Below are 21,514 nucleotides of genomic sequence, written 5' to 3' on the forward strand. Positions count from 1 at the left end.
GCGCGCCTCAGGCTCAGAATTTTTCCTGGGGTCCGAGGTAGCGCCACTGCCCCACCGGCAGGTTGCCGAGCATCACCTTGCCGATGCGCACGCGCTTCAGGCCCACCACTTTCAGGCCCACCAGCTCGCACATGCGGCGGATCTGGCGCTTCTTGCCCTCGGTGAGCACGAAGCGCAGTTGCTCGGGGTTCTGCCATTCGACCCGCGCCGGCTTGAGCGGCTGGCCGTCGAGGCTCAGGCCGTGGCGCAATCTGGCGAGCATCGCCGGCGGAAAGACCGCCTGCACATTGGTCGTGACGGGGTCGTCGTCGTCCAGGCGCACCAGCTGCCCGGAGGGCGCGGGCTGGCCGAAGCCGTGGTAAGCCACGCGCACCAGGTACTCCTTCTCCATCACCGAGTCCTCGCCGATCAGCTGGCGTGCGATGCGGCCGTCCTGCGTCATCACCAGCAGGCCGGTGGAATCGATGTCGAGCCGGCCGCACGGCGCCAGGCCGCGCAACTGGTGGGGGTGGAAGAAGAAACGCGCGTTGTCTTCCGTCCAGCGGTTCTGCGGCGTGAACAGCGAGACGGCGGGCTCGTGGCCGTCTTCGGCCTGCGCACTCACGTAGCCGATGGGCTTGTGGATCAGGATGGTGACCTGGTTCGCCTGCTGGCCCTTGGCCGCCTTGTCGATCTCGATGCGGTCGGCCGGCGTGACCTTGACACCCATCTCGGCCGGCTTGCCGTTCACCTTCACCCAGCCGTTGGCGATCCACTCGTCGGCCTCGCGGCGCGAGCACATCTTGAGTTCGGCCATGCGCTTGTTCAGGCGCACGGGAGCATTGGGGGAGGTGGAGGGCTCGGTCATCAGGGGTTGATCAATGTGCGGCACCGATGCTATCCTGAACCCAAGCGCAAGTTGATTGCGCCCTTTTTGGGGGATTCCCAAGTGAGCACACGCAAGTACCAGTACGCCATCGTCATCGGGCGTTTCCAGCCCGTCCATTTCGGTCACCAGCGACTCATCGAAGAAGGCCTGCGCGCCGCCGATCGGGTCATCGTGGTGGTCGGCTCCGACCGCAAGCCCCGGAGCGTCAAGAACCCCTTCACCTTCGACGAACGCGAACGCATGGTGCGCGCCTGCCTGCGCGGCACCGAGCAGATGCGCGTCAGCGTCGTCGGCGTGGGCGACTCGCCTTACAACGACCAGATCTGGATCGCATCGATCCAGTCGGCGGTCGAGCGGCTGATCCAGYAGGACGGCCAGGCCCCGGCACAGGCCAGGGTCGCGCTGGTGGGGCACCTGAAGGACGCCTCGAGCTATTACCTCAAGCTCTTCCCGCACTGGGAGTTCGTCGGCCAGCACAGCGTGGAGAGCCTCAACGCCACCGACGTGCGCGGCCTCTACTTCGATCCCGAGAACCGCGGCCAGCTCGCACCGGCCGACCTGCCCGACGGCACCGCCGCCTTTCTCGACAGGTTCACCACCACCGCCGACTACGCCGAGCTCTGCGAAGAGCGCGCCTTCCTCGTCGACTACCGCGACAAGTACCGCTATGCGGGCAGCGACTTTCCGCCGATCTACACCACGGTCGATGCCATCGTGGTCGAGGCCGGCCACATCCTGCTGGTGCAGCGCAAGTTCCATCCCGGCAAGGGCACCTGGGCGCTGCCCGGCGGCTTCGTCGGCCAGCACGAGCGGCTGCAGGACGCAGCCATCCGCGAGCTGAAGGAAGAAACCCGGCTCAAGGTGCCCGTGCCCGTGCTCAACGGCAGCATGAAGGCGAGCCACGTGTTCGACGCGCCCGACCGCTCGCAGCGCGGCCGCACGATCACGCACGGCTTCTTCTTCGAGCTGGCGCACAACCAGTGGACGGGTCTTTCCGACGTGCGCGCCGACGACGACGCGGCCGAGGTGCGCTGGGTGCCGATTGCAGAATTCCTCGACATGCAGGACCGCATCTACGAAGACCACTTCTTCATCGCGAATCATTTTTTGGGTGGCCTGGGCAAGAACTGAACGACCAGGCTTTGTCAGCAAGAACGGCCCCGGTTGACGGGGCCAACGTGAAAGGAGCTTTCACAATGAACCGCAACCTCACCTCCTCGCCCCTGGGCAACAACCTGCTGCTTCGCACCGACTCCTACAAGGTGTCGCACTGGATGCAGTACCCGCCCGGCACGCAGACGGTGTTCAGCTACATCGAGTCGCGCGGCGGGCTCTTCAGCCATTCCCTCTTCTTCGGCCTGCAGGCGTACCTGCGCGAATACCTGCAGACGCCGGTGACGCGCGACGATGTCGACGAAGCCGCCGCGCTCATGGCCGTGCACGGCGAGCCCTTCAACCGCGAAGGCTGGCTGCGCCTGATCGAGAAGCACGGCGGGCTGATGCCGGTGCGCATCCGCGCCGTGCCCGAGGGCAGCGTGCTGCCGGTGCACAACGTGCTCGCCACCATCGAGAACACCGACCCCGAGTTCTTCTGGGTCACGAGCTTTCTCGAAACCGAGCTGCTGCGCGCCATCTGGTACCCGACCACGGTGGCCACGCTCTCGGCCGCTGCGCGCACCACGCTGCTGCGGTACCTCGAAGCGACCTGCGACGACCCGCAAGGCCAGATCGCCTTCAGGCTGCACGACTTCGGCGCGCGCGGCGTGTCGAGCCTCGAATCGGCGGCGCTCGGCGGCATGGCTCACCTCGTCAACTTCATGGGCACCGACACGCTGGCGGCATTGGTCGCAGCACGGCGGTATTACGACTGCGACGTGGCGGGCTTCTCGATTCCCGCAGCCGAGCACAGCACCATCACCGGCTGGGGCCGCGACCACGAGTCGGACGCGTACAGCAACATGGTCGACCAGTTCGGCAAGCCCGGCGCGACCTTCGCGGTGGTGAGCGACAGCTACGACATCTTCAATGCCTGCGCGCGCATCTGGGGCGACGAGCTCAAGGCCAAGGTGGTAGCGTCGGGCGCGACGCTGGTGGTGCGGCCCGACTCGGGCGACCCGGCCGAAACCACGCTCAAGGTGGCGCAGATCCTGGCCGAGCGCTTCGGCACCACGACCAACGCCAAGGGCTTTCGCGTGCTGAACAACGTGCGCATCATCCAGGGCGACGGCGTGAACCTCGACTCGCTGCGGCTGTGCCTCTCGAACTTCTTCCACAACGGCTTCTCGACGGAGAACATCTCCTTCGGCATGGGCGGCGGGCTCTTGCAGCAGGTCAACCGCGACACCATGCAGTGGGCGATGAAGTGCTCGGCGATGCAGGTGAACGGCGAGTGGCGCGATGTCTACAAGTCGCCGGTGGGCGATGCGGGCAAGGCGTCGAAGAAGGGGAGGCTCGCACTGGTGCGCGACGCGCGCGGCGAGGTTCGCACGCTGCGTGAAGAAGCGCTCGAAGCGGGACAGGTCGACCTGCTGCAAACGGTGTTCGAGAACGGGCGCATCGTCGAGAGCACCACCTTCGATGCCGTTCGCGAGCGCGCCGCCATTGGCGTGAATCAGTTCGTCACCTCGCGGGCGCCGCTCTGAGAGGTGTCTGCGATCCTTCGGGGCGCGTGCACAGGACACCGGGTACTCCCCTCCGCGAATGTCCCCCGCTTCGCTCCTCCTTTATTTCGCTGCGGGGAGCACCCGGTGCCCTGTGCACGAGAGGCGCTGTCGTTGTGCTGGCCGATCAACCGCTGCGTTGAGCGCTCACGCCGGCGGTGTGCTCTGCGCAGCGAAATAAAGGAGGAGGCATGCGGCCCTAGGCCGCGCCGGGGGACATTCGCTTCGCTGCGCACACCGTCGGCGTGAGCGCGCCCTGAACAACAGGCGGGGGAGTGCCACATGGCATGTCCATAATCCGCCCAGACAGCCGAATCCATGACCAAACTCCTGATCCTCAGCGTGAGCGCCGGCAACGGCCACGTGCGTGCAGCACAGGCACTCGCCGCCGCCGCCACCCAAAACCTCGCCCCGCCCTGCACAGCGGTCCACATCGACGCCATGGCCCACGTGGCCGGCGGCTTCCGCAAGGTCTACACCGACTGGTACATCCAGCTCGTGAACCGCGCGCCCGAGTTGTGGTCGTACCTGCACCAGCGCACCGACACCACGCCGCACCACGCGCCCTCGCAGCGGCTGCGCCGCGGCATCGAGCGCCTGAGCACCGGCGCGCTGGTGCGCGAGATCCGCCGCGAGAAGCCCGATGCCGTGATCTGCACCCACTTCCTTCCGGCCGAACTGCTGATGCGCGAACGCAATCGCGGTCGCATCGACTACCCGGTGTGGCTGCAGATCACCGACTACGACCTTCACAACATGTGGCTGATCCCCGGTATGGCGGGTTATCTCGCGGCCACGGAAGAGGTGGCCTTCCGCCTGCGCGCACGCGGTATTCCCGCGGACCGCATCCATGTGACGGGCATTCCCGTGATGCCGGCTTTCTCGGCGCCCGATGTGCCCGCGCTCGCACGCAATGCCTGCGTTGCGGAACTCGGCCTCGACCCGTCGCGTCCCGTGCTGCTGATGGCGTCGGGCGGCGCCGGCGTCGGCGACCTGGCGAGCATGGTCGAGCGCGTGCTCGGCCTGGGCGGCGAAGGCAACTTCCAGGTGATTGCCGTCGCCGGCCGCAACGCCGAGGCGCACGGCAAGCTCCAGGCGCTGGCGGCGCGCCACCCGGGGCGCGTGGTGGCCATAGGCTTCACCAACGAGATGCACAAGCTCATGGCCGCGGCCGACCTCGTGGTGACCAAGCCCGGCGGCCTCACGGTCTCCGAATGCCTGGCGCTCGGCAAGCCGATGCTGCTGATCTCGCCGATTCCCGGGCAGGAAGAACACAACGCCGGCTTCCTGATGGAAGAAGGCGCCGCCTGGCTCGCCTACGACGCCATCGGCCTCGACTTCAAGGTGGCGCGCCTGATGGCCGATCCGCCCAAGCTCGCGAACATGGCCGCACGCAGCCGCGCCCTGGGCAAGCCGCAGGCCGCGCGGGCCGTGCTGCAACACGTGCTGGGTGCCGCAGCGTGAGCGGCGAGGCCGAAAAAACCGGCGTGGGCCGCACGCTGGGCTACCTCGTCTGGGTGGTCGTGATGGCTTCCTTCTTCGCCAACGCCGAGATCCAGATCGAAGGCGGCGCGGGCTGGGCCACGTCGCTGCCCACCTGGCGCATCGAGAACAGCATCTGGCTCGACCTGTTCTGGGGCGGCCGCGCGATGACCGGCTATCACGCCTGGGTGTTCACCTTCATGGCGCTGGTGTTCTTCTCGCCGCTGGCTTTCAACGGCCGCTGGAAGCTGCGCGACTGGGGACTGGCGGTCGCAGGCCTGATCGTGTTCTGGGTCTGCGAAGACTTTCTGTGGTTCATGATCAACCCGGCCTTCGGCTGGTCCCGCTTCAACCCGGCGGATGCCTTCTGGCACAAGCACTGGCTCTGGGGCGCGCCGGTCGACTACTGGGGCGGGCTCGCGGTGGCGTCGCTGATCCTGGCGACCCGGCACTGGCGCCGTACGCGATGACGGCAGCGAAGATCGCCGACCTGCGCCCCGGCCACTGGGCCGATCCGCTGGACGAACTGCAGGTCGAGAACCTGCACCGCATCACGCCCACGCTGTACCGCAGCGCGCAGCCCCGGCGCGCCAATGTGGCTGCGCTGCAGTCGCTGGGCATCCGCACCATCGTCAGCCTGCGTTCCTTCAACGACGACAAGAAGGTATTCGCCGGCACCGACACGCGCCTCGTGCGCGTGCCGATCAACACCTGGTCCATCGACGATGCCAAGGTGCTGCGTGCACTGGTGGCCATTCGGGAAGCCGAGAAGCGGGGCCCGGTGCTGATCCACTGCATGCACGGCGCCGACCGCACCGGCGTGGTGGCGGCGGTCTACCGCATGGCGGTGCAGGACTGGGACAAGGAGAGCGCGCGCCACGAGATGCTGCGCGGCGGCTATGGTTATCACACGCTGTGGCGCAATATTCCGCGCTACATCGAGCGGCTCGACCCGGTCAGGATGCGTCACGCACTGGCCCATGCCCCGGTGATTCTCGCGGTGTCCTGAAGGCGCCAGCAGTTTCCCCACCCCGCTCCTATACTGGCCGCCCCGTGGCCGATGGCCATCCCCGAACGAACTCCCGAAGGGCTTCTTCCATGGCACTCCAACTCCGCACCCTCGTCCGCTCGAACGGCGAACTCGAACTCTCGCTGCACGACGAACCGACTCCCGAACCCCAGGCCCATGAAGTGGTGGTGCGCGTCGAGGCCTCGCCGATGAACCCGTCGGACCTGGGCCTGCTGTTCGGCGCCGCCGACATGAGCACGGCCAAGGCTTCGGGCACCCCGGATCGCCCGGTCGTCACCGCCACCGTTCCGGAACGCGGCATGCCGTCGATGGCTGCGCGGCTCGACCAGTCGATGCCGGTCGGCAACGAAGGCGCGGGCGTGGTGGTCAAGGCCGGCGCCTCGCCGGCCGCGCAGGCGCTGCTCGGCAAGACGGTAGCCGCGATCGGCGGCGCGATGTACTCGCAGTACCGCTGCCTCGCCGCTGCACAGTGCCTGGAACTGCCTGCGGGCGCCACCCCGGCCGATGGCGCCTCCTGCTTCGTCAACCCGCTCACCTCGCTGAGCATGGTCGAGACCATGCGGATGGAAGGCCACAAGGCGCTGGTGCACACGGCCGCCGCCTCCAACCTGGGCCAGATGCTCAACAAGATCTGCCAGAAGGACGGCATCGACCTCGTCAACATCGTGCGCAAGCCCGAGCAGGAGGCGCTGCTGCGCGGCATCGGCGCGAAGTACGTCTGCAACGCGACCTCGCCCAGCTTTCTCGAAGACCTGACGCAGGCCCTGGTCGACACCGGCGCCACGCTGGCCTTCGACGCCACCGGCGGCGGCAAGCTCGCAGGCCAGATCCTCGGCTGCATGGAAGCGGCGCTGAACCGCACCGCCAAGGAATACAGCCGTTACGGCTCCACCACCCACAAGCAGGTCTACATCTACGGCGGCCTCGACCGCAGCCCGACCGAGTTCGTGCGCAACTTCGGCATGGCGTGGGGCATGGGCGGGTGGCTGCTGTTTCCTTTCCTGCAGAAGCTGGGCGACGAGGGAACGCAGCGTTTGCGGGCGCGCGTCGTTGCGGAATTGAAGACGACGTTTGCGAGCCACTACACGCGGGAGGTGTCGCTGCTCGAAGCCTTGCAGCTCGATGCGATCGGGGTGTATGGCAAGCAGGCGACGGGCGAGAAGTTCCTGCTGAATCCGAACAAGGGCATCGTGGCCTGAAAAAAGCCTGGCTTTTCGATTCTTCGCGTTGGACGTTTGGTGTTTTGTTCGGGGCGCGATCACGCCGACGGTGTGCGCAGCGAAGCGAATGTCCCCCGGCGCGGCCTAGGGCCGCATGCCTCCTCCTTTATTTCGCTGCGCAGAGCACACCATCGGCGTGATCGCTCAGCGCAGTGGTTGATCGGCCGCAAACCAGCAGCGTGCCCTCGTGCACGCACTCCAAACGCATTCCCCACAACACAACACGGAGCGTTTCGGCCCACCTCGGCGGTCGTCATCAATCCGTCAAACTGGCGACGCAGCAGAAGGGTGTAATCGCAATCAGGACATGCATCTTTGCAATTCACATCACTGCAAGGCGAAAGTTCAGCAGCGCACTATTTAGCTTCTTGAGGAACAAAAGATGGGAATACTTTCGGATTTCTTCGTCGCAAATCCCACAGAGGCATTGCGTTACGCCAACCGGATCGAAGAGCCCGACGAGGGCGACGAGATCGAGGAACTGTTGGACCCTGCTCAGTACAAGCGGTTCACAGACCTCGAGATCACCATGCTCTGGGCCATCCTGGAAGGCAAGGAATGGGATGTCGATAGACACACCCTCGAGTACGTCGAGATCGGCGAAGACAGTGATGCGTGGCTCGATCGATTTCCCGATGAGCTGACGATGCTGTTGACCCGTTTGGATTCCGGATCGCTCGGCCCCATGCTGGAAAAATGGGCGAACACGGAGGAGCTTGCGTGCGATCCCGCCGAACTGCATCCCGTCATGGAAGATCTCCGCAGACTCGCAAACGAGGCAATCGCCAAGAAGAAGTCCGTGTATCTGTGGGGATGCCTCTGAGGTAGGGGCAAGCAGAGTCCGAGGCGGCGACGCCAACACGCCTCTCGGCAGCTAGACAACCAACCGATACCCCACCGCCGTCTCGGTCAGCAGATGCCGGGGCTGCGCAGGGTCGGCCTCGAGCTTCTGCCGCAGATGCCCCATGTAGATGCGCAGGTAGTGGCTCTGGTCGGTGTGCGACGGGCCCCACACCTCGCGCAGCAGCTGGCGCTGCGTGAGCACGCGGCCTGCGTTGGCGACCAGCACCGAGAGCAGGCGGTACTCGGTCGGCGTCAGGTGCACTTCGGCACCGGCGCGGCGCACGATGCGCGCGGCGCGGTCGAGTTCGATCTCTCCGAAACGGAACAGCGCTTCCGCAGGCTCGTCGCTGCCGCCACCGGCGGCGCGCGGACGGCGCAGGTTGGCGCGCACGCGTGCTAGCAGTTCACCGGTACCGAAAGGCTTGGTGAGGTAATCGTCGGCCCCCGCATCGAGYGCGGCGATCTTGTCGGCTTCATCGCTGCGCGCCGACAGCACGATGATCGGCACGGCCGACCAGCCGCGCACATCGCGGATCAGCGAAACACCGTCGCCATCGGGCAAGCCGAGGTCGAGCACGAGCAGGTCGGGCTGCCGCGTGCCGGCTGCCGCCAGCCCGTCGCGCAGCGTGCCGGCCTCATGCACCAGCCAGCCCTCGGCCTCGAGCGCGCCGCGCACGAAACGGCGGATCTGCGGCTCGTCTTCGATCACGATGGCGGTGGGGGACGGCATGGGGTCAGAGTTGGGCTTCGGCCGGTTCGGGCGGCTCGCGGCGTGGCAGGGTGACCGTGAATTCTGCACCGCCGTCGCGCGCATTGGCCGCCGAAATCTCCCCTCCATGCGCGCTCACCACCGCCCGGCAGATCGCCAGGCCCAGCCCCACGCCCGGCGTGGCCGACTCGGATTCGCCGCGGGTGAACTTGTCGAACAGCTTCTGTTCGCGGCCGAGCAACGCGGCGGGCAGGCCCGGGCCGTGATCGCGCACCGTGAGCACCAGCGAGCCGGGCTCGGCCCGCGCGCCCACCACGATGGGCGGGGCACCGTACTTGGTGGCGTTCTCCAGCAGGTTGACCAGCACGCGCTCGATCAGCACCGCATCGAATTCGACCAGGGGAAGCTCGGGGTCCAGCGCGGTCTGCACCACGGCTTCGCCGAGCGCCGTGCGCGCCGCGCGAATGGCCGAACCCACCACCTCCTCGACCGACTGCCAGTCGCGCCGCAGATTCACCGCGCCGCCTGCAATACCGCTCTCGAGCCGCGCCATGTCGAGCAGGTTGTTGACCAGCGCATGCAGCTCGTGCGCCTGCGCGACGATGGCACGGGCCGCGCTGGCGTGCTCTTCGGGCGGCAGCGTCTGGAGCGACTCGGCCAGCGCGATCAACGCCGTGAGCGGCGTGCGCACGTCGTGCGAGATCGCGCCGAGCAAGGCGTTGCGCAGGCGCTCCGACTCCATCTCGACCACGGCCTGCTGCGCCACTTCGACGTAATGCACGCGCTCCAGCGCAATCGCGATCTGCCGCGCCAGCGTGTCGAGCTGCTGCGCCTGCTCGGGAATCAGCAACCAGCGCGGCTGTGAAGGCGACAGCGCCAGCACGCCGCGAATGCGCATCGGCGCCTGCAGCGGCACGTAGTGCCAGGGCTGCGCCGCCAGCGTGGCGGTGGCAAGGCCGGCCGGCTGGCCATGGCGGAAGGCCCAGTCGGCCACCTGCGCGTCGAAGCCCTCCGGCGGCTCCTTGGGCAGCACGAGCTGGTCGGCCGCATCGGTCACCAGCACCAGCGCATGACCGCCGAAGTGGCCTTTCACCGCGGCGGCGCCCAGGGTGACGACCTGCGTGCTCTCCAGCGCCGCGGAGAGTTCGCGCGTGAGTTCGAACAGCGAGCGCGCGCGGCGCTCGCGGCTGGTCGACACGCCGGCCGCGAAGCGCAGCCCCGCCGTCAATTGGCCCACCAGCAGGCCGACGCCGAGCATGATCGCGAAGGTCAGCACGTACTGCACGTCGCTCACCGCGAACGACAGCCGCGGCGGCACGAAGAAATAGTCGAAGGCCGCCACGTTGAGCAAGGCCGCCAGCGCCGAGGGCCCGCGGCCGAAACGCAGCGCCACGCCGACCACGCCGAGCAGGAACAGCATGACGATGTTCGCGAGCTCGAGCACGCTGGCCAGGGGCGTGCAAAGCACGGTGAGCGCCACGCTGGTGGCCGTTGCCCAGGCATAGCCGGGCCAGTGGATGGGCGCCTTCTCGTGATCGTCGTGGTCGGCAGGTGCGCCATGGATGGATGCACGCGACAGCCGGCGCGAACTTTCGGCGTGGCCGACCTCCATGATGTCGAGTGCCGGCGCGCGTTGCGCCAGCGCGCGCGGCAACGGCGTCGCCCCTGCGAGCCGCCAGCGACGCCAGCCGGCGACCGGCTCCGATCGCCCCAGCACCAGCGTCGCGCAGTTGAGCCGGCGCGCCTGTTCGGCCAGCTGCTCCGCCACGTCGGAGCCGGTGAGCACCGCGGTGGCGGCGCCCAGCTCCTCGGCCAGCTTCAGCACCGCGAGGATGCGGTCGCGCTCTTCTGCGGCGAGCCTTTGCAGCCGCGGCGTTTCGACGTACGCCGCATGCCAGCGCACGTTGAGCTGGCCCGCGAGCCGCGCCGCGGTGCGCACCGTCTGCGCCGCGCCCTCGTGCGGCCCGACGCAGGCGAGGATCGCGCCCGAGGTGTTCCAGGCCTGCAGCGCGCCGCCCTGCCCGTTGCCACCGGCCGCACCCGACTGCTCGACCCGCCAGCCGCGCACGTCGTCTTCCACGTGCTCGGCGGTGCGGCGCAATGCAATCTCGCGCAGCGCGATCAGGTTGCCCTTGCGGAAGAAGTTCTGCGCCGCGCGCTCCGCCTGCTGCGGCAGGTAGACCTTGCCGGCCGAGAGCCGCGCGGTGAGCTCGTCGGGCGTGACGTCGACCAGCACCACCTCGTCGGCCTCGTCGAGCACGGTGTCGGGCACCGTCTCGTGCACGCGCACGCCGGTGATGGCGCCGACCGTGCCGTTGAGGCTCTCGAGGTGCTGCACGTTGAGCGCCGACCAGACGTCGATGCCCGCCGCCAGCAGTTCCTGCACGTCCTGCCAGCGCTTGGTGTGGCGCGAACCGGGGGCGTTGGTGTGGGCCAGTTCGTCGACCAGCAGCACGGCGGGCTTGCGCGCGAGTGCGGCGTCGAGGTCGAACTCGGCGAGCGTGCGGCCACGGTAGTCCAGCGCGCGCAGCGGCAGCGTTTCCAGTCCGACGAGCAGCGCGGCGGTCTCGCTGCGGCCGTGGGTTTCGACCACGCCGATGAGCACGTCGCGGCCCTCAGCCCGTTCGCGCTGCGCGGCGCTCAGCATGGCCCAGGTCTTGCCGACGCCGGCGCTGGCGCCGAAATAGATGCGCAGCTTGCCGCGCAGCGCGCGCGCCTCGTCGTTGCGCAATTGCGCAAGCAGGGCATCGGGGTCCGGGCGGGTGTCGGGAGGCATGGCGGTGGCTGCGCAGGTTATCGCATCGGGCCATCCTTGCGGCGCCTGGCGTGCCGCCGCGCGGTGCGCGAAAGCACCCACCAGGCAAAGCCGAGCGGCACGAACAGCGCCGCGAGCGCCAGCAGGGCGTGGAGCAGGTCAGTGGCCATGGCGCAGGCCGCAGCGCACCAGATGCTCGCGCCAGCTGACGAGCCGGCCGATTTCGCCCGAGGGCACGCATTCGACGAGACGGTGCAGCACCTCGGCGTAGCGCGCCAGGGGCAGGCGGATCATCAGGCGCACGCAGGGCGCGTCGCTTTCGTGCGAACCGCCGGCGTGCAGCAGCGGCTCGCAGCGCACCACCCCGGCCTCGGCGCAACCGGCGATGCTGCGGCGCACGCGCAGGGCGTCGGCACAGCAGACGGTGACGTCGAGCACGTGGAATGACGGCGCCATGGCGGCGTGCGTTCGATCGGCCTCGGTGGGTGACGAAGCACGCGAAGCGGCGAGCCGGGGGGCCGGCAACGCGACGCCGGGGTGTTCACGGTAGGCGGCATAGGCCATGGTCGTTTTCTCCTCAACGCGCTGCCAACGACGTGGAACCATCGAGCGCGAGATTCAGTGCCAGCACATTGACGCGCGGTTCGCCCAGCAAGCCCCAGAGCGGCGCCTGGGTGCTCCTGCCGATCAGCGCGTTCACCTGTTCGACCGGCATGCCCCGCGCGCGCGCCACGCGTGCCGCCTGGTACAGCGCGGCGGAAGGGCTGATGTCGGGGTCGAGTCCGCTGGCCGAAGCCGTGACGAGATCGACCGGCACCGGTGCGGTGTTGCCCGGGTCCGCGGCGCGCAGCGCCTCGACGCGGCCCTTGACCGCCTCGGTCAGCGCCGGATTGAGCGGCCCCTGGTTCGAGCCGCCCGAGGCGCTCGCGTTGTAAGGCTGCGGCGCGGTGGCCGACGGTCGGCCCCAGAAGTGCTTCGGATCGCTGAAGCTCTGGCCGATGAGCTTCGAGCCCACCGTCGTGCCGTCACGCACGACCAGGCTGCCGGCCGCCTGCGACGGAAACACCGCCTTGGCGGCGCCGGTGACGGCCGCCGGATAGATCAGGCCGGTGAGCGCGCTCAGCAGTGCGAAGAGCACGAGCGCGGGACGGATGATGTTGCCGTTGTTGTTCACGAGAAATGCTCCTCAGACCAGATGGACTGCGACCAGCAGCCAATCGATCAACTTGATGCCGATGAAGGGAACGAGCAGGCCGCCCAGGCCATAGATGGCGAGGTTGCGGCGCAGCAGCGCGGCCGCGCCCACCGGCCGGTAGCGCACGCCCTTGAGCGCCAGCGGGATCAGGAACACGATCACCAGCGCATTGAAGATCACCGCCGACAGGATTGCCGACGACGGGCTGGCGAGCCGCATCACGTTGAGCGCACCGAGCTGCGGATAGGTCGAGATGAAGATCGCCGGAATGATCGCGAAGTACTTCGCCACGTCGTTCGCGATCGAGAAGGTGGTGAGCGAGCCGCGCGTCATGAGCAGCGCCTTGCCGGTTTCCACAACCTCGAGCAGCTTGGTCGGGTTCGAATCGAGGTCGACCATGTTGCCGGCCTCCTTCGCGGCCTGCGTGCCGCTGCCCATGGCCACGGCCACGTCGGCCTGCGCGAGCGCGGGGGCGTCGTTGGTGCCGTCGCCGGTCATCGCGACCAGGCGGCCTTCGGACTGGTACTTGCGGATCAGCGCCAGCTTGTCCTCGGGCGTGGCTTCGGCCAGGAAGTCGTCGACACCGGCCTCGGCCGCGATGGCCGCGGCGGTGAGCTTGTTGTCGCCGGTGATCATCACCGTCTTGATGCCCATGCGGCGCAGCTCGGCAAAACGCTCCTTGATGCCGGTCTTGACGATGTCCTTGAGCTCGACCACGCCGAGCACGCGATTGCCTTCGGACACGGCCAGCGGGGTGCTGCCGCGGCGTGCCGTTTCCTCGGACGCGCGCAGCATCTCGGCGGGCATCGCACCGCCGAGCGACTCGACGTGCCGGCGTATGGCATCGACCGCGCCCTTGCGCAGCAGGATGGCGTCGGTATCGAGGCTGCCGGGTGCGGCCGGCAGGTCGACACCGCTCATGCGGGTCTGCGCGGTGAAGGGCACGAACCGGGCGCCTTCGACAGATGCGGCCTCCAGGCCGTCGCGGCGTGCAAGTTCGACGATGCTGCGCCCTTCGGGCGTTTCGTCGGCCAGCGATGCCAGCATCGCGGCGCGGGCGAGGCGGCCCTTGGGCACGCCAGGTGCGGGCAGGAAGGCGCTGGCCTGGCGGTTGCCGTGCGTGATGGTGCCGGTCTTGTCGAGCAGCAGCACGTCGACGTCGCCGGCCGCTTCCACGGCGCGGCCCGAGGTGGCGATGACGTTGGCCTGCATCATCCGGCTCATGCCGGCCACGCCCACGGCCGAGAGCAGGCCGCCGATGGTGGTCGGGATCAGGCACACCAGCAGCGCCACCAGCGCGGTGAGCGACACCACCGTGCCCGCACCCGCAGCCTCCACGCTGAACACCGAGAACGGCAGCAGCGTGACGGTGACCATCAGGAACACGATGGTGAGCGCAACCAGCAGGATGGTGAGCGCGATTTCGTTGGGCGTCTTCTGGCGCTTGGCGGCTTCGACCATGCCGATCATGCGGTCGAGGAACGACTCGCCCGGGTTGACCGAGATGCGCACCACCAACCAGTCGGACAGCACGCGGGTGCCGCCGGTCACGGCCGAGAAGTCACCGCCCGATTCGCGCACCACGGGTGCCGATTCGCCGGTGATGGCGCTCTCGTCGACCGAGGCCACGCCTTCGATCACTTCGCCGTCAAGCGGGATGACGTCGCCGGTCTCGACCAGCACGACGTCGCCCTTGCGCAAGTTGGGCGCCTGCTCCGGAAGCCACTGCGCACCATGGTGCGGCTCATGCAGCTTCTTGGCCCAGGTGTCCTTGCGCAGGCCGCGCAGCGACGCGGCCTGCGCCTTGCTGCGGCCCTCGGCCAGCGCCTCCGCGAAGTTCGCGAACAGCACGGTGAACCACAGCCAGACGGTCACGGCGAGCACGAAGGCAGGCTTCATACCGGTGTCGCCCGGAAAGCTCAGCGCATGCACCCAGAGCAGGCTGGTGAGGATGCTCCCGATGTAGACGATGAACATCACCGGGTTGCGCCACTGGGTGCGCGGGTTGAGCTTGGCGAAGGCGCCCCACAGGGCGGGCTTGACCAGCGCTGCATCGAACAGCGAAAGAGATGTTTTGGTGTTGGCAGTCATGGTGCGCTCCTTATTTCCAGAGCACGAGGTGTTCGACGATGGGCCCGAGAGCCAGCGCCGGCACGTAGTTGAGCAAGCCGACCAGCAGCACGGTGCCGATCAGCAAGGAGACGAACAGCGGGCCGTGCGTGGGCAGCGTGCCGCTGGTGACGGGCAGGCGCTTCTTGGCGGCGAGCGAGCCGGCCACGGCGAGCACCGGCACGATCATCGCGAAGCGGCCGAGCCACATGGCCAGCCCGAGCAGGCCGTTGTAGAAGGGCGTGTTGGCCGAGAGGCCCGCGAAGGCGCTGCCGTTGTTGTTGGCGGCCGAGCTCAGCGCGTAGAGGATCTCGGAAAAGCCATGTGCGCCGGGGTTCGCGATGCCGGCCTTGCCGGCGCCCGCGATCACCGCCACCGCAGTGCCGGCCAGCACCAGGATCGGCGTGACCAGGATGGCGATGGAGATCAGCTTCATCTCGCGCACCTCGATCTTCTTGCCGAGGTACTCGGGCGTGCGGCCGATCATCAGGCCGGCGATGAACACCGCGAGCATCGCGAAGATCAGCATGCCGTAGAGGCCGCTGCCGACGCCGCCGAACACCACCTCGCCAAGCTGCATGAGCACCATGGGCACCATGCCGCCGAGCGGGGTGAGCGAGTCGTGCATGGCGTTGACCGCGCCGCACGAGGCGGCGGTGGTCACGGCGGCGAAGAGGGCCGAGGCGTCGATGCCGAAGCGCACTTCCTTGCCTTCCATGTTGCCGCCCGACTGCAGGGCGCTCGACACCTGGTCGACGCCCAGCGGACCGAGCAGCGGGTTGCCGGCCTGCTCGGCGGGCATGACCACGATCACCGCGACAACGAACATGATCGTCATCGCGGCGAGCACGGCCCAGCCCTGGCGCATGTCGCCGACCACCCTGCCGAAGGCGAAGCACAGCGCCGCCGGGATCAGGAAGATCGCGATCATCTGCAGCAGGTTGCTGAGTGCAGTCGGGTTTTCGTACGGATGCGCCGAGTTGGCATTGAAGAAGCCGCCACCGTTGGTGCCGATCATCTTGATGGCTTCCTGCGAGGCGACCGGGCCCATGGCGAGCGTCTGCGTCTTGGTGGTGGCGTCTTCCATCACCGGGGCGCCCTTCTCGTCCTTCAGCGGCTGGCCGTCGGCGCCGTTCTTCGGCTGCTGGAAGGCGGTGGTCTCGACCGTGTCCACGGACTTGTAGGCGTCGAAGTTCTGGATCACGCCCTGGCCCACGAAGAAGACCGCGAGCACGAACGACAGCGGCACCAGCACCCACAGCGTGATGCGCGTGATGTCGGCCCAGAAGTTGCCGACCAGGCCCTTGCCCTGACCCCCATCCCCGCGGCGGGCAAAGCCGCGCACCAGCGCGAAGGCCACCGCGATGCCGGTGGCAGCGGAGAAGAAGTTCTGCACCGTGAGCCCGAGCATCTGCGTGAGATAGCTCATGGTCGACTCGCCGGCATAGCCCTGCCAGTTGGTGTTGGCGACGAAGCTCACCGCGGTGTTGAAGGCCGAATCGGGCGACACGGCGCCCATGCCGGCCGGGTTGAGCGGCAGCACGCCCTGCAGGCGCTGCAGCGCATAGACGGCGATGGCGCCCACGAGGTTGAAGGCCAGCAGCGCCAGCGCGTAGGTGCGCCAGTTCATCGAGCGTTCGGGCGCCGTGCCCGCAAGCTTGTAGAGCGGCGCTTCGACGCGCTGCATCCAGCGTGGCACGCGCTCGTTGCACAGGGCGGCAAGGAATTTGCCGACGGGCCAGGCCAGCACGCCGAGTGCGGCGAGGAAAAGGGCCAGCAGGCCCCAGGCGGAAGCGGTCATTTCAGAATTCCTCGGCGCAGATCAGCGCGAAGACGAGGTAGGCGAACAGGACCACGGCGACCAGGGCGCCAAAGCCATAGAGGACTTCGAGGCTGATCACGATGCGTCCCCATCGGTTGTTCTTGGTGAGTTCGGTGCGTCGAGCCTGTTCAGCCCGACGACCATGGCCGCCACCACGGCCCACAGCGCCAGCAAGGCGCCCATCCAGACGATGTCCATTCATCACTCCTGCAGCGAAATACAAGGCCTCGAGTCTCGGCAGGCGTCCGTAAAAACAGGGAACAGAGTCGTCGGGGACGCATAAAGAAAGCGTAAAAACCCGCCCCGGGGCCAGATGGCCCCCGGCCTGTCGAGGTCATTGCGTCACCGGCCTCGACAGGGCTTGCGGCGTTATTTAATAATCAAAGCGTTGGCTTGATAAATGGCAAATCGGCCATGCACACACGCCCCACGAAACCGTCCATGTCCGCCCCCATCGACGCCAGGCCCAGCTGGATGCCGCACCAGCCGGCAGACCGCATCCTTTCCACGCTCAAGACCCGCGGCGCGCTCGGCATTCCCGACATCGCCAAGGTGCTGAACGTCACGGTGGAAGCGGTGCGCCAGCAGATGGCGAAGCTGGAGGCCGAAGGCCTGGTCGACGCCGAAAGCCGCCCCAGCGGCMGCGGCCGGCCCACGCAGATCTGGCGGCTCACCGGCGAGGGCCACAAGCGCTTTCCCGACACGCACGCCGAGATGACGGTGCAGATGATCAGCGCCGTGATCAGCGTGTTCGGCGAGAAGGGCATGGACCAGCTGATCGACGCGCGCGAGAACACCATGCGCGCCAACTACACCGAGGCCATGCGCGGCGCGCGCAGCCTCAGGACGCGGCTGGAACGGCTTGCCGAGATCCGTGGCCGCGAGGGCTACATGGCCGAGTTCCGGCCCGAGGGCGACGGTTTTCTCTTCATCGAGAACCACTGCCCCATCTGCACCGCGGCGCAGGCCTGCACGGGCTTCTGCCGCAGTGAGCTGCAACTCTTCGGCGACGTGCTGGGGCCCGAAGTGACCGTCAGCCGCGTCGAGCATGTGCTCGCGGGTGCGCGGCGCTGCGCCTACCAGGTCAGCCCCACGCCCCGCGCCTGAAACGCTTTACCCACACCACAAGGACCCACCATGGAACACACCCTCCCCCCGCTGCCCTACGCCCTCGACGCGCTGGCACCCGAGTATTCGAAGGAAACCCTCGAGTACCACTACGGCAAGCACCACAACGCCTACGTGGTGAACCTCAACAACCTGCAAAAGGGCACCGAGTTCGAGTCCCTCACGCTGGAAGAAATCGTCAAGAAGGCCAGCGGCGGCATCTACAACAACGCCGCCCAGATCTGGAACCACACCTTCTTCTGGAACTGCATGAAGCCGCAAGGCGGCGGCGCTCCCRCTGGTGCGCTGGCCAAGGCCATCGACGCCAAGTGGGGCAGCTACGACGCCTTCAAGGAAGCCTTCGTGAAGTCGGCCGTGGGCAACTTCGGYTCGGGCTGGACCTGGCTGGTGAAGAAGGCCGACGGCTCGGTGGACATCGTGAACACCGGCGCCGCCGGCACGCCGCTGACGACCGCAGACACCGCRCTGCTGACCGTGGACGTCTGGGAGCACGCCTACTACATCGACTACCGCAACCTGCGCCAGAAGTTCGTCGAGACYTTCCTGGCCAAGCTGGTGAACTGGGACTTCRTCGCCAAGAACTTCGGCTGATCGATCAGCCGTTGATCAGGTTCAGGATGTTTCCGTCCGGGTCCTTGAACCACGCGACCTTCATCTCGCCCATGACATGGAGGTCGCCCACTAGCTTCGTATCGGGCATGTCGTAGTGCTCGAAGCGCACGCCCTTGGCCTTGAGGGCGGCGGCGAGGCGCTCGATGTCTCCGCCCACCTGCCAGGTCACGGCTGTCGCCTGGTTCGTTCCGGCGAACGACGAGCGATACACGTTGATGCGCGTGTTGCCACTGCGGTAGACGATGACTTCGTCACCTTCCGCGTCGACTTGGGCGAGGCCCAGCGTGTCTTCGTAGAAGCGGCGGGCCACCGCGAGGTCTTTCACCGCGAGGTTGGCCACCGCATCGATGTTTCCGAGCATGGTTTTCTCCTGTGTATGGATCGACACTTCATGTTCGACGCCGATACGGCCCTGTCAAGTCGCCGCCGTCTGATACGGGACCCATCGCGAACCACGAAAACACCGCCGCGGCGCTTGCGGCACACTGCACCCTCGGTGCAGTGAGGCCAAAAGAACTCCATCGCCGCTGCTGCAACCCCGATTCGTCCAGACAAAGAGACAAACCCATGATCCGCAAACTCACCCGCTCGCTGGCCCTTGCGCTGGCACTTCCCCTGGCCCTTTCCCTCGCGTTCACCACGGCTGCCCATGCACAGACCTATCCCGCCAAGCCCATCCGCATGATCGTGCCCTTCCCGCCCGGCGGCGGCACCGACATCCTCGCTCGCCTGGTCGCGCAGAAGCTCACCGAGACCAACCACTGGACCGTGGTGCCCGACAACCGCGCCGGCGCGGGCGGCACCATCGGCATCGCCGAGGCTGCGCGCGCCGCGCCCACGGGCTACGACATCGTGATGGGCCAGAAGGACAACATGGTCGTCGCACCCTGGCTCTACAAGAACCTGAGCTACAACCCGGTCAAGGACCTGACCGCCGTGGCCCATGTGGCCTACACGCCGGTGGTGATCGTCACGCAGGCCAATTCGAAGTTCAAGACGCTCGACGACGTGGTGACGGCCGCGCGCGCCGCGCCCGACACCGTCACCTACGGCTCGCCCGGCAACGGCACCACCATCCACCTGGCCGGCGAGATCTTCAACGGCGCCGCGAAGATCAAGATGCGCCACGTGCCCTACAAGGGCTCCAACGCGGCCATGATGGACGTGCTCGCGGGTAACGTCGACCTGATGGTGTCGTCGGTGCCCTCGGCCCTGGCGCAGATCAAGGCGGGCAAGCTGCGCCCGCTGGCCGTGACCTCCGCCAAGCGCAGCACCTCGCTGCCCGACACGCCCACCGTGGCCGAGCTCGGCTACAAGGGCTTCGACGTGAGCACCTGGTACGGCCTCTTCGTGCCGGCCAGGACCCCCAAGGACGTGATCGCGACCCTCAACGCCGAGGTCAACAAGCTGCTGGCCACGCCCGAGATGCAGGCCGCCATCGTCGGCCAGGGCGCCGAGCCGCAGGGCATGACGCCCGAACAGTTCGGCACGCTGCTGAAGACCGACTACGAGAAGTGGAAGGGCATCGTGCAAGCCTCGGGCGCGACCATCGAATAAGCCGGGGCGCCGCACAATGGTGTTTCCACAACGGGCCGCGACGACGGCATGGAGACACCGATGGTTCCTTCGCTTCCCCTGAAGACAGCCGCTCTGGCAGCGGTTGTCGCCCTCGTCCAGGGCTGCGCACAGACACCCGCGCAGAAACCTTCCGACGCAACCGTCGCTGCCCACGTCGCGGCAGCCACCCAAGCCGCGGGCACCGACCTCGGACCGCTGCTCTCGCTGTGCAAGCCCGCCCCGGCCACGCGCCCGCCGCAGGACGAACTCGACAAGGGCCTCCCCCTGCTCATCAACAAGCCGGCGCCGCCGCCCGCCAAGGCCTTCGACAACCTGTATTTCGTGGGTGCCGACTGGGTCAGCGCCTGGGCCATCAAGACCTCCGACGGCATCATCCTCATCGATGCGCTCAACAACCAGATGGAAGCCGCCGCGCTGATCGAAGGCGGCATGCGCAAGCTGGGCCTCGACCCGGCCCAGATCAAGTACGTGATCGTCACGCACGGCCACGGCGACCACTACGGCGGCGCGCCCTATCTCGCGCAGAAGTACCGCGCGCGCGTGGTGATGAGCGACGCCGACTGGACGATGACCGAGACAAAGCTGGAGTTCGCCACGCCCATCTGGGGCGCGCCGCCCAAGCGCGGCGCGGGCGACATCTCGGCAAAGGACGGCGACCGCGTCACGCTGGGCGACACCACCGTCACGCTGTACCTCACGCCGGGCCACACCATGGGCACGCTCTCGCCGGTGTTCGATGTGAGCGAGAACGGCCGCAGGCATCGCGCCATGCTCTGGGGCGGCACGGGCTTCAACTTCGGCAAGGACGTGCCGCGGCTGAACAATTACATCGCGTCCACCCGGCGCATGGATGCCCTGGCCAAGGCGCAAGGCATCGACGTGATGTTGTCGAACCACTCGAACGTCGACAGCTCGCAGGCCAAGCTGGCGACGCTGCGGCAGCAGCCGGCGAGCGCGGCGAACCCCTTCGTGCTGGGCACGCCCACGGTGGAGCGCGCATTGAACGTGATGGGTGAGTGTGCGCAAGCGCAGCGGGATCGGTTCGTGCTGCAGTGATGTCTTGCTCCCTCTCCCCTTGGGAGAGGGTCGGGGTGAGGGCCCGCGGCGCAGCAAAGTCCGATGTCTCTTAAGGGCCCATACCGGCTGTTCCCCTTGCTCCATTGCGGACCTACGGCTCTTGCCCGGCATTGCTTAAAGAACTCCGGTAGATCAGCCGCGCTAGTGATGGAGCTGAACTGCTGGCTCGGAATTCACTTGGGCGGGCTCGGTCGTGGCGGAGCGGGTGGGTTTCGCCGTCGTGATCAGCAAGCCTACATACTCTCGGCATGCGCTCTATCTCTCGCCCTCGCGTTTACTTGGCCATCTTCACTCGTGCTTACAGGGCAGCAACTGCCTTGTCTTTGCTTTTCATTCTGAGCACTGCGGTTTGCGCTGCAACAGATCCGCCGTCGCCTCTCGTTTCCATCCACGCAGATGTCTACTTTGAAGCGCTCGAAACGGTCC

At 67.5% G+C, this 21,514-nt stretch carries 22 protein-coding genes; 11 read left to right on the forward strand and 11 right to left on the reverse strand.

The window, feature by feature from the left end; translation table 11 throughout:
* Nucleotides 1-13 precede the first annotated feature (13 nt).
* Nucleotides 14-847, reverse strand: a complete 834-nt coding sequence (locus tag AC1DXX_RS07595) for a pseudouridine synthase (RefSeq protein ID WP_478133564.1) — start codon at nucleotides 845-847, stop codon at nucleotides 14-16.
* 81 nt (nucleotides 848-928) lie between these two features.
* Between AC1DXX_RS07595 and AC1DXX_RS07600 the strand changes: the two genes are divergently transcribed.
* From AC1DXX_RS07600 to AC1DXX_RS07630, 7 genes are all read left to right on the forward strand, one after another.
* Nucleotides 929-1,999, forward strand: coding sequence for a bifunctional nicotinamide-nucleotide adenylyltransferase/Nudix hydroxylase (locus tag AC1DXX_RS07600; RefSeq protein WP_478133565.1), 1,071 nt, complete (start codon nucleotides 929-931; stop codon nucleotides 1,997-1,999).
* A 65-nt stretch (nucleotides 2,000-2,064) separates the two neighbouring features.
* Nucleotides 2,065-3,510, forward strand: a complete 1,446-nt coding sequence (locus AC1DXX_RS07605; protein WP_478133566.1) for a nicotinate phosphoribosyltransferase — start codon at nucleotides 2,065-2,067, stop codon at nucleotides 3,508-3,510.
* A gap of 336 nt (nucleotides 3,511-3,846) precedes the next feature.
* Nucleotides 3,847-4,992 (forward strand): MGDG synthase family glycosyltransferase, encoded by a 1,146-nt coding sequence (locus AC1DXX_RS07610; RefSeq protein WP_478133567.1) that lies wholly within the window; start codon nucleotides 3,847-3,849, stop codon nucleotides 4,990-4,992.
* The gene (locus AC1DXX_RS07615) at nucleotides 4,989-5,480 is read left to right on the forward strand and encodes a hypothetical protein (protein WP_478133568.1); all 492 of its coding nucleotides are present in this window, start codon (nucleotides 4,989-4,991) and stop codon (nucleotides 5,478-5,480) included. The genes AC1DXX_RS07610 and AC1DXX_RS07615 overlap by 4 nt, the downstream gene beginning before the upstream one ends.
* Nucleotides 5,477-6,019 (forward strand): tyrosine-protein phosphatase, encoded by a 543-nt coding sequence (locus tag AC1DXX_RS07620; protein ID WP_478133569.1) that lies wholly within the window; start codon nucleotides 5,477-5,479, stop codon nucleotides 6,017-6,019. Before AC1DXX_RS07615 ends, AC1DXX_RS07620 begins: the two co-directional genes overlap by 4 nt.
* Before the next feature lie 89 nt (nucleotides 6,020-6,108).
* Nucleotides 6,109-7,239 carry a zinc-binding dehydrogenase gene (locus tag AC1DXX_RS07625; RefSeq protein WP_478133570.1) on the forward strand — a complete coding sequence of 377 codons (1,131 nt, stop codon included), beginning with the start codon at nucleotides 6,109-6,111 and terminating at the stop codon, nucleotides 7,237-7,239.
* A gap of 403 nt (nucleotides 7,240-7,642) precedes the next feature.
* Nucleotides 7,643-8,083 carry a hypothetical protein gene (locus tag AC1DXX_RS07630; protein ID WP_478133571.1) on the forward strand — a complete coding sequence of 147 codons (441 nt, stop codon included), beginning with the start codon at nucleotides 7,643-7,645 and terminating at the stop codon, nucleotides 8,081-8,083.
* Nucleotides 8,084-8,134: 51 nt separating this feature from the next.
* On the opposite strand, the gene kdpE is transcribed toward AC1DXX_RS07630, so the two are convergent.
* The 9 genes from kdpE to AC1DXX_RS07675 are packed head-to-tail and all read right to left on the reverse strand — an operon-like array spanning nucleotide 8,135 to nucleotide 16,891.
* Nucleotides 8,135-8,833, reverse strand: a complete 699-nt coding sequence (gene kdpE / locus AC1DXX_RS07635) for a two-component system response regulator KdpE (RefSeq protein ID WP_478133572.1) — start codon at nucleotides 8,831-8,833, stop codon at nucleotides 8,135-8,137.
* Between the two features lie 4 nt (nucleotides 8,834-8,837).
* Complete coding sequence (locus AC1DXX_RS07640) at nucleotides 8,838-11,588, reverse strand: DUF4118 domain-containing protein (protein WP_478133573.1); 2,751 nt, start codon at nucleotides 11,586-11,588, stop codon at nucleotides 8,838-8,840.
* Nucleotides 11,589-11,605: 17 nt separating this feature from the next.
* Nucleotides 11,606-11,737, reverse strand: a complete 132-nt coding sequence (locus AC1DXX_RS07645) for a hypothetical protein (RefSeq protein WP_478133574.1) — start codon at nucleotides 11,735-11,737, stop codon at nucleotides 11,606-11,608.
* The gene (locus AC1DXX_RS07650) at nucleotides 11,727-12,131 is read right to left on the reverse strand and encodes a hypothetical protein (RefSeq protein WP_478133575.1); all 405 of its coding nucleotides are present in this window, start codon (nucleotides 12,129-12,131) and stop codon (nucleotides 11,727-11,729) included. Before AC1DXX_RS07650 ends, AC1DXX_RS07645 begins: the two co-directional genes overlap by 11 nt.
* Nucleotides 12,132-12,144: 13 nt before the next feature.
* Nucleotides 12,145-12,741: a potassium-transporting ATPase subunit KdpC gene (kdpC, locus tag AC1DXX_RS07655; RefSeq protein ID WP_478133576.1), complete on the reverse strand. Its 597-nt coding sequence runs from the start codon at nucleotides 12,739-12,741 to the stop codon at nucleotides 12,145-12,147.
* A gap of 12 nt (nucleotides 12,742-12,753) precedes the next feature.
* The gene (gene kdpB, locus AC1DXX_RS07660; protein ID WP_478133577.1) at nucleotides 12,754-14,853 is read right to left on the reverse strand and encodes a potassium-transporting ATPase subunit KdpB; all 2,100 of its coding nucleotides are present in this window, start codon (nucleotides 14,851-14,853) and stop codon (nucleotides 12,754-12,756) included.
* Nucleotides 14,854-14,863: 10 nt separating this feature from the next.
* Nucleotides 14,864-16,672 (reverse strand): potassium-transporting ATPase subunit KdpA, encoded by a 1,809-nt coding sequence (kdpA, locus tag AC1DXX_RS07665; RefSeq protein WP_478133578.1) that lies wholly within the window; start codon nucleotides 16,670-16,672, stop codon nucleotides 14,864-14,866.
* Nucleotide 16,673: 1 nt separating this feature from the next.
* Nucleotides 16,674-16,772, reverse strand: coding sequence for a K(+)-transporting ATPase subunit F (kdpF, locus tag AC1DXX_RS07670; protein WP_478133579.1), 99 nt, complete (start codon nucleotides 16,770-16,772; stop codon nucleotides 16,674-16,676).
* Nucleotides 16,769-16,891 carry a hypothetical protein gene (locus AC1DXX_RS07675; RefSeq protein ID WP_478133580.1) on the reverse strand — a complete coding sequence of 41 codons (123 nt, stop codon included), beginning with the start codon at nucleotides 16,889-16,891 and terminating at the stop codon, nucleotides 16,769-16,771. The genes kdpF and AC1DXX_RS07675 overlap by 4 nt, the downstream gene beginning before the upstream one ends.
* Nucleotides 16,892-17,134: 243 nt before the next feature.
* Between AC1DXX_RS07675 and AC1DXX_RS07680 the strand changes: the two genes are divergently transcribed.
* Nucleotides 17,135-17,800: a helix-turn-helix transcriptional regulator gene (locus tag AC1DXX_RS07680; protein ID WP_478133581.1), complete on the forward strand. Its 666-nt coding sequence runs from the start codon at nucleotides 17,135-17,137 to the stop codon at nucleotides 17,798-17,800.
* A gap of 30 nt (nucleotides 17,801-17,830) precedes the next feature.
* Nucleotides 17,831-18,412, forward strand: coding sequence for a Fe-Mn family superoxide dismutase (locus tag AC1DXX_RS07685; protein WP_478133582.1), 582 nt, complete (start codon nucleotides 17,831-17,833; stop codon nucleotides 18,410-18,412).
* 4 nt (nucleotides 18,413-18,416) lie between these two features.
* Here AC1DXX_RS07685 and AC1DXX_RS07690 read toward each other — a convergent pair whose 3' ends face one another.
* Nucleotides 18,417-18,794 carry a VOC family protein gene (locus AC1DXX_RS07690; RefSeq protein WP_478133583.1) on the reverse strand — a complete coding sequence of 126 codons (378 nt, stop codon included), beginning with the start codon at nucleotides 18,792-18,794 and terminating at the stop codon, nucleotides 18,417-18,419.
* 206 nt (nucleotides 18,795-19,000) lie between these two features.
* Between AC1DXX_RS07690 and AC1DXX_RS07695 the strand changes: the two genes are divergently transcribed.
* Nucleotides 19,001-19,990: a Bug family tripartite tricarboxylate transporter substrate binding protein gene (locus tag AC1DXX_RS07695; protein ID WP_478133584.1), complete on the forward strand. Its 990-nt coding sequence runs from the start codon at nucleotides 19,001-19,003 to the stop codon at nucleotides 19,988-19,990.
* A gap of 60 nt (nucleotides 19,991-20,050) precedes the next feature.
* Nucleotides 20,051-21,067 (forward strand): MBL fold metallo-hydrolase, encoded by a 1,017-nt coding sequence (locus tag AC1DXX_RS07700; protein ID WP_478133585.1) that lies wholly within the window; start codon nucleotides 20,051-20,053, stop codon nucleotides 21,065-21,067.
* Nucleotides 21,068-21,514 lie beyond the last annotated feature (447 nt).

Source organism: Variovorax sp. P4_B10 (assembly GCF_056402375.1).

Bases quoted from the DNA above. Each gene is read 5' to 3' on its own strand.
- AC1DXX_RS07595 (WP_478133564.1), bottom strand. From the start codon at position 847: ATGACCGAGCCCTCCACCTCCCCCAATGCTCCCGTGCGCCTGAACAAG.
- AC1DXX_RS07605 (WP_478133566.1), top strand. From the start codon at position 2,065: ATGAACCGCAACCTCACCTCCTCGCCCCTGGGCAACAACCTGCTGCTT.
- AC1DXX_RS07610 (WP_478133567.1), top strand. From the start codon at position 3,847: ATGACCAAACTCCTGATCCTCAGCGTGAGCGCCGGCAACGGCCACGTG.
- AC1DXX_RS07620 (WP_478133569.1), top strand. From the start codon at position 5,477: ATGACGGCAGCGAAGATCGCCGACCTGCGCCCCGGCCACTGGGCCGAT.
- AC1DXX_RS07625 (WP_478133570.1), top strand. From the start codon at position 6,109: ATGGCACTCCAACTCCGCACCCTCGTCCGCTCGAACGGCGAACTCGAA.
- AC1DXX_RS07630 (WP_478133571.1), top strand. From the start codon at position 7,643: ATGGGAATACTTTCGGATTTCTTCGTCGCAAATCCCACAGAGGCATTG.
- AC1DXX_RS07640 (WP_478133573.1), bottom strand. From the start codon at position 11,588: ATGCCTCCCGACACCCGCCCGGACCCCGATGCCCTGCTTGCGCAATTG.
- AC1DXX_RS07645 (WP_478133574.1), bottom strand. From the start codon at position 11,737: ATGGCCACTGACCTGCTCCACGCCCTGCTGGCGCTCGCGGCGCTGTTC.
- AC1DXX_RS07650 (WP_478133575.1), bottom strand. From the start codon at position 12,131: ATGGCCTATGCCGCCTACCGTGAACACCCCGGCGTCGCGTTGCCGGCC.
- kdpB (WP_478133577.1), bottom strand. From the start codon at position 14,853: ATGACTGCCAACACCAAAACATCTCTTTCGCTGTTCGATGCAGCGCTG.
- kdpA (WP_478133578.1), bottom strand. From the start codon at position 16,672: ATGACCGCTTCCGCCTGGGGCCTGCTGGCCCTTTTCCTCGCCGCACTC.
- AC1DXX_RS07675 (WP_478133580.1), bottom strand. From the start codon at position 16,891: ATGGACATCGTCTGGATGGGCGCCTTGCTGGCGCTGTGGGCCGTGGTG.
- AC1DXX_RS07690 (WP_478133583.1), bottom strand. From the start codon at position 18,794: ATGCTCGGAAACATCGATGCGGTGGCCAACCTCGCGGTGAAAGACCTC.
- AC1DXX_RS07695 (WP_478133584.1), top strand. From the start codon at position 19,001: ATGATCCGCAAACTCACCCGCTCGCTGGCCCTTGCGCTGGCACTTCCC.
- AC1DXX_RS07700 (WP_478133585.1), top strand. From the start codon at position 20,051: ATGGTTCCTTCGCTTCCCCTGAAGACAGCCGCTCTGGCAGCGGTTGTC.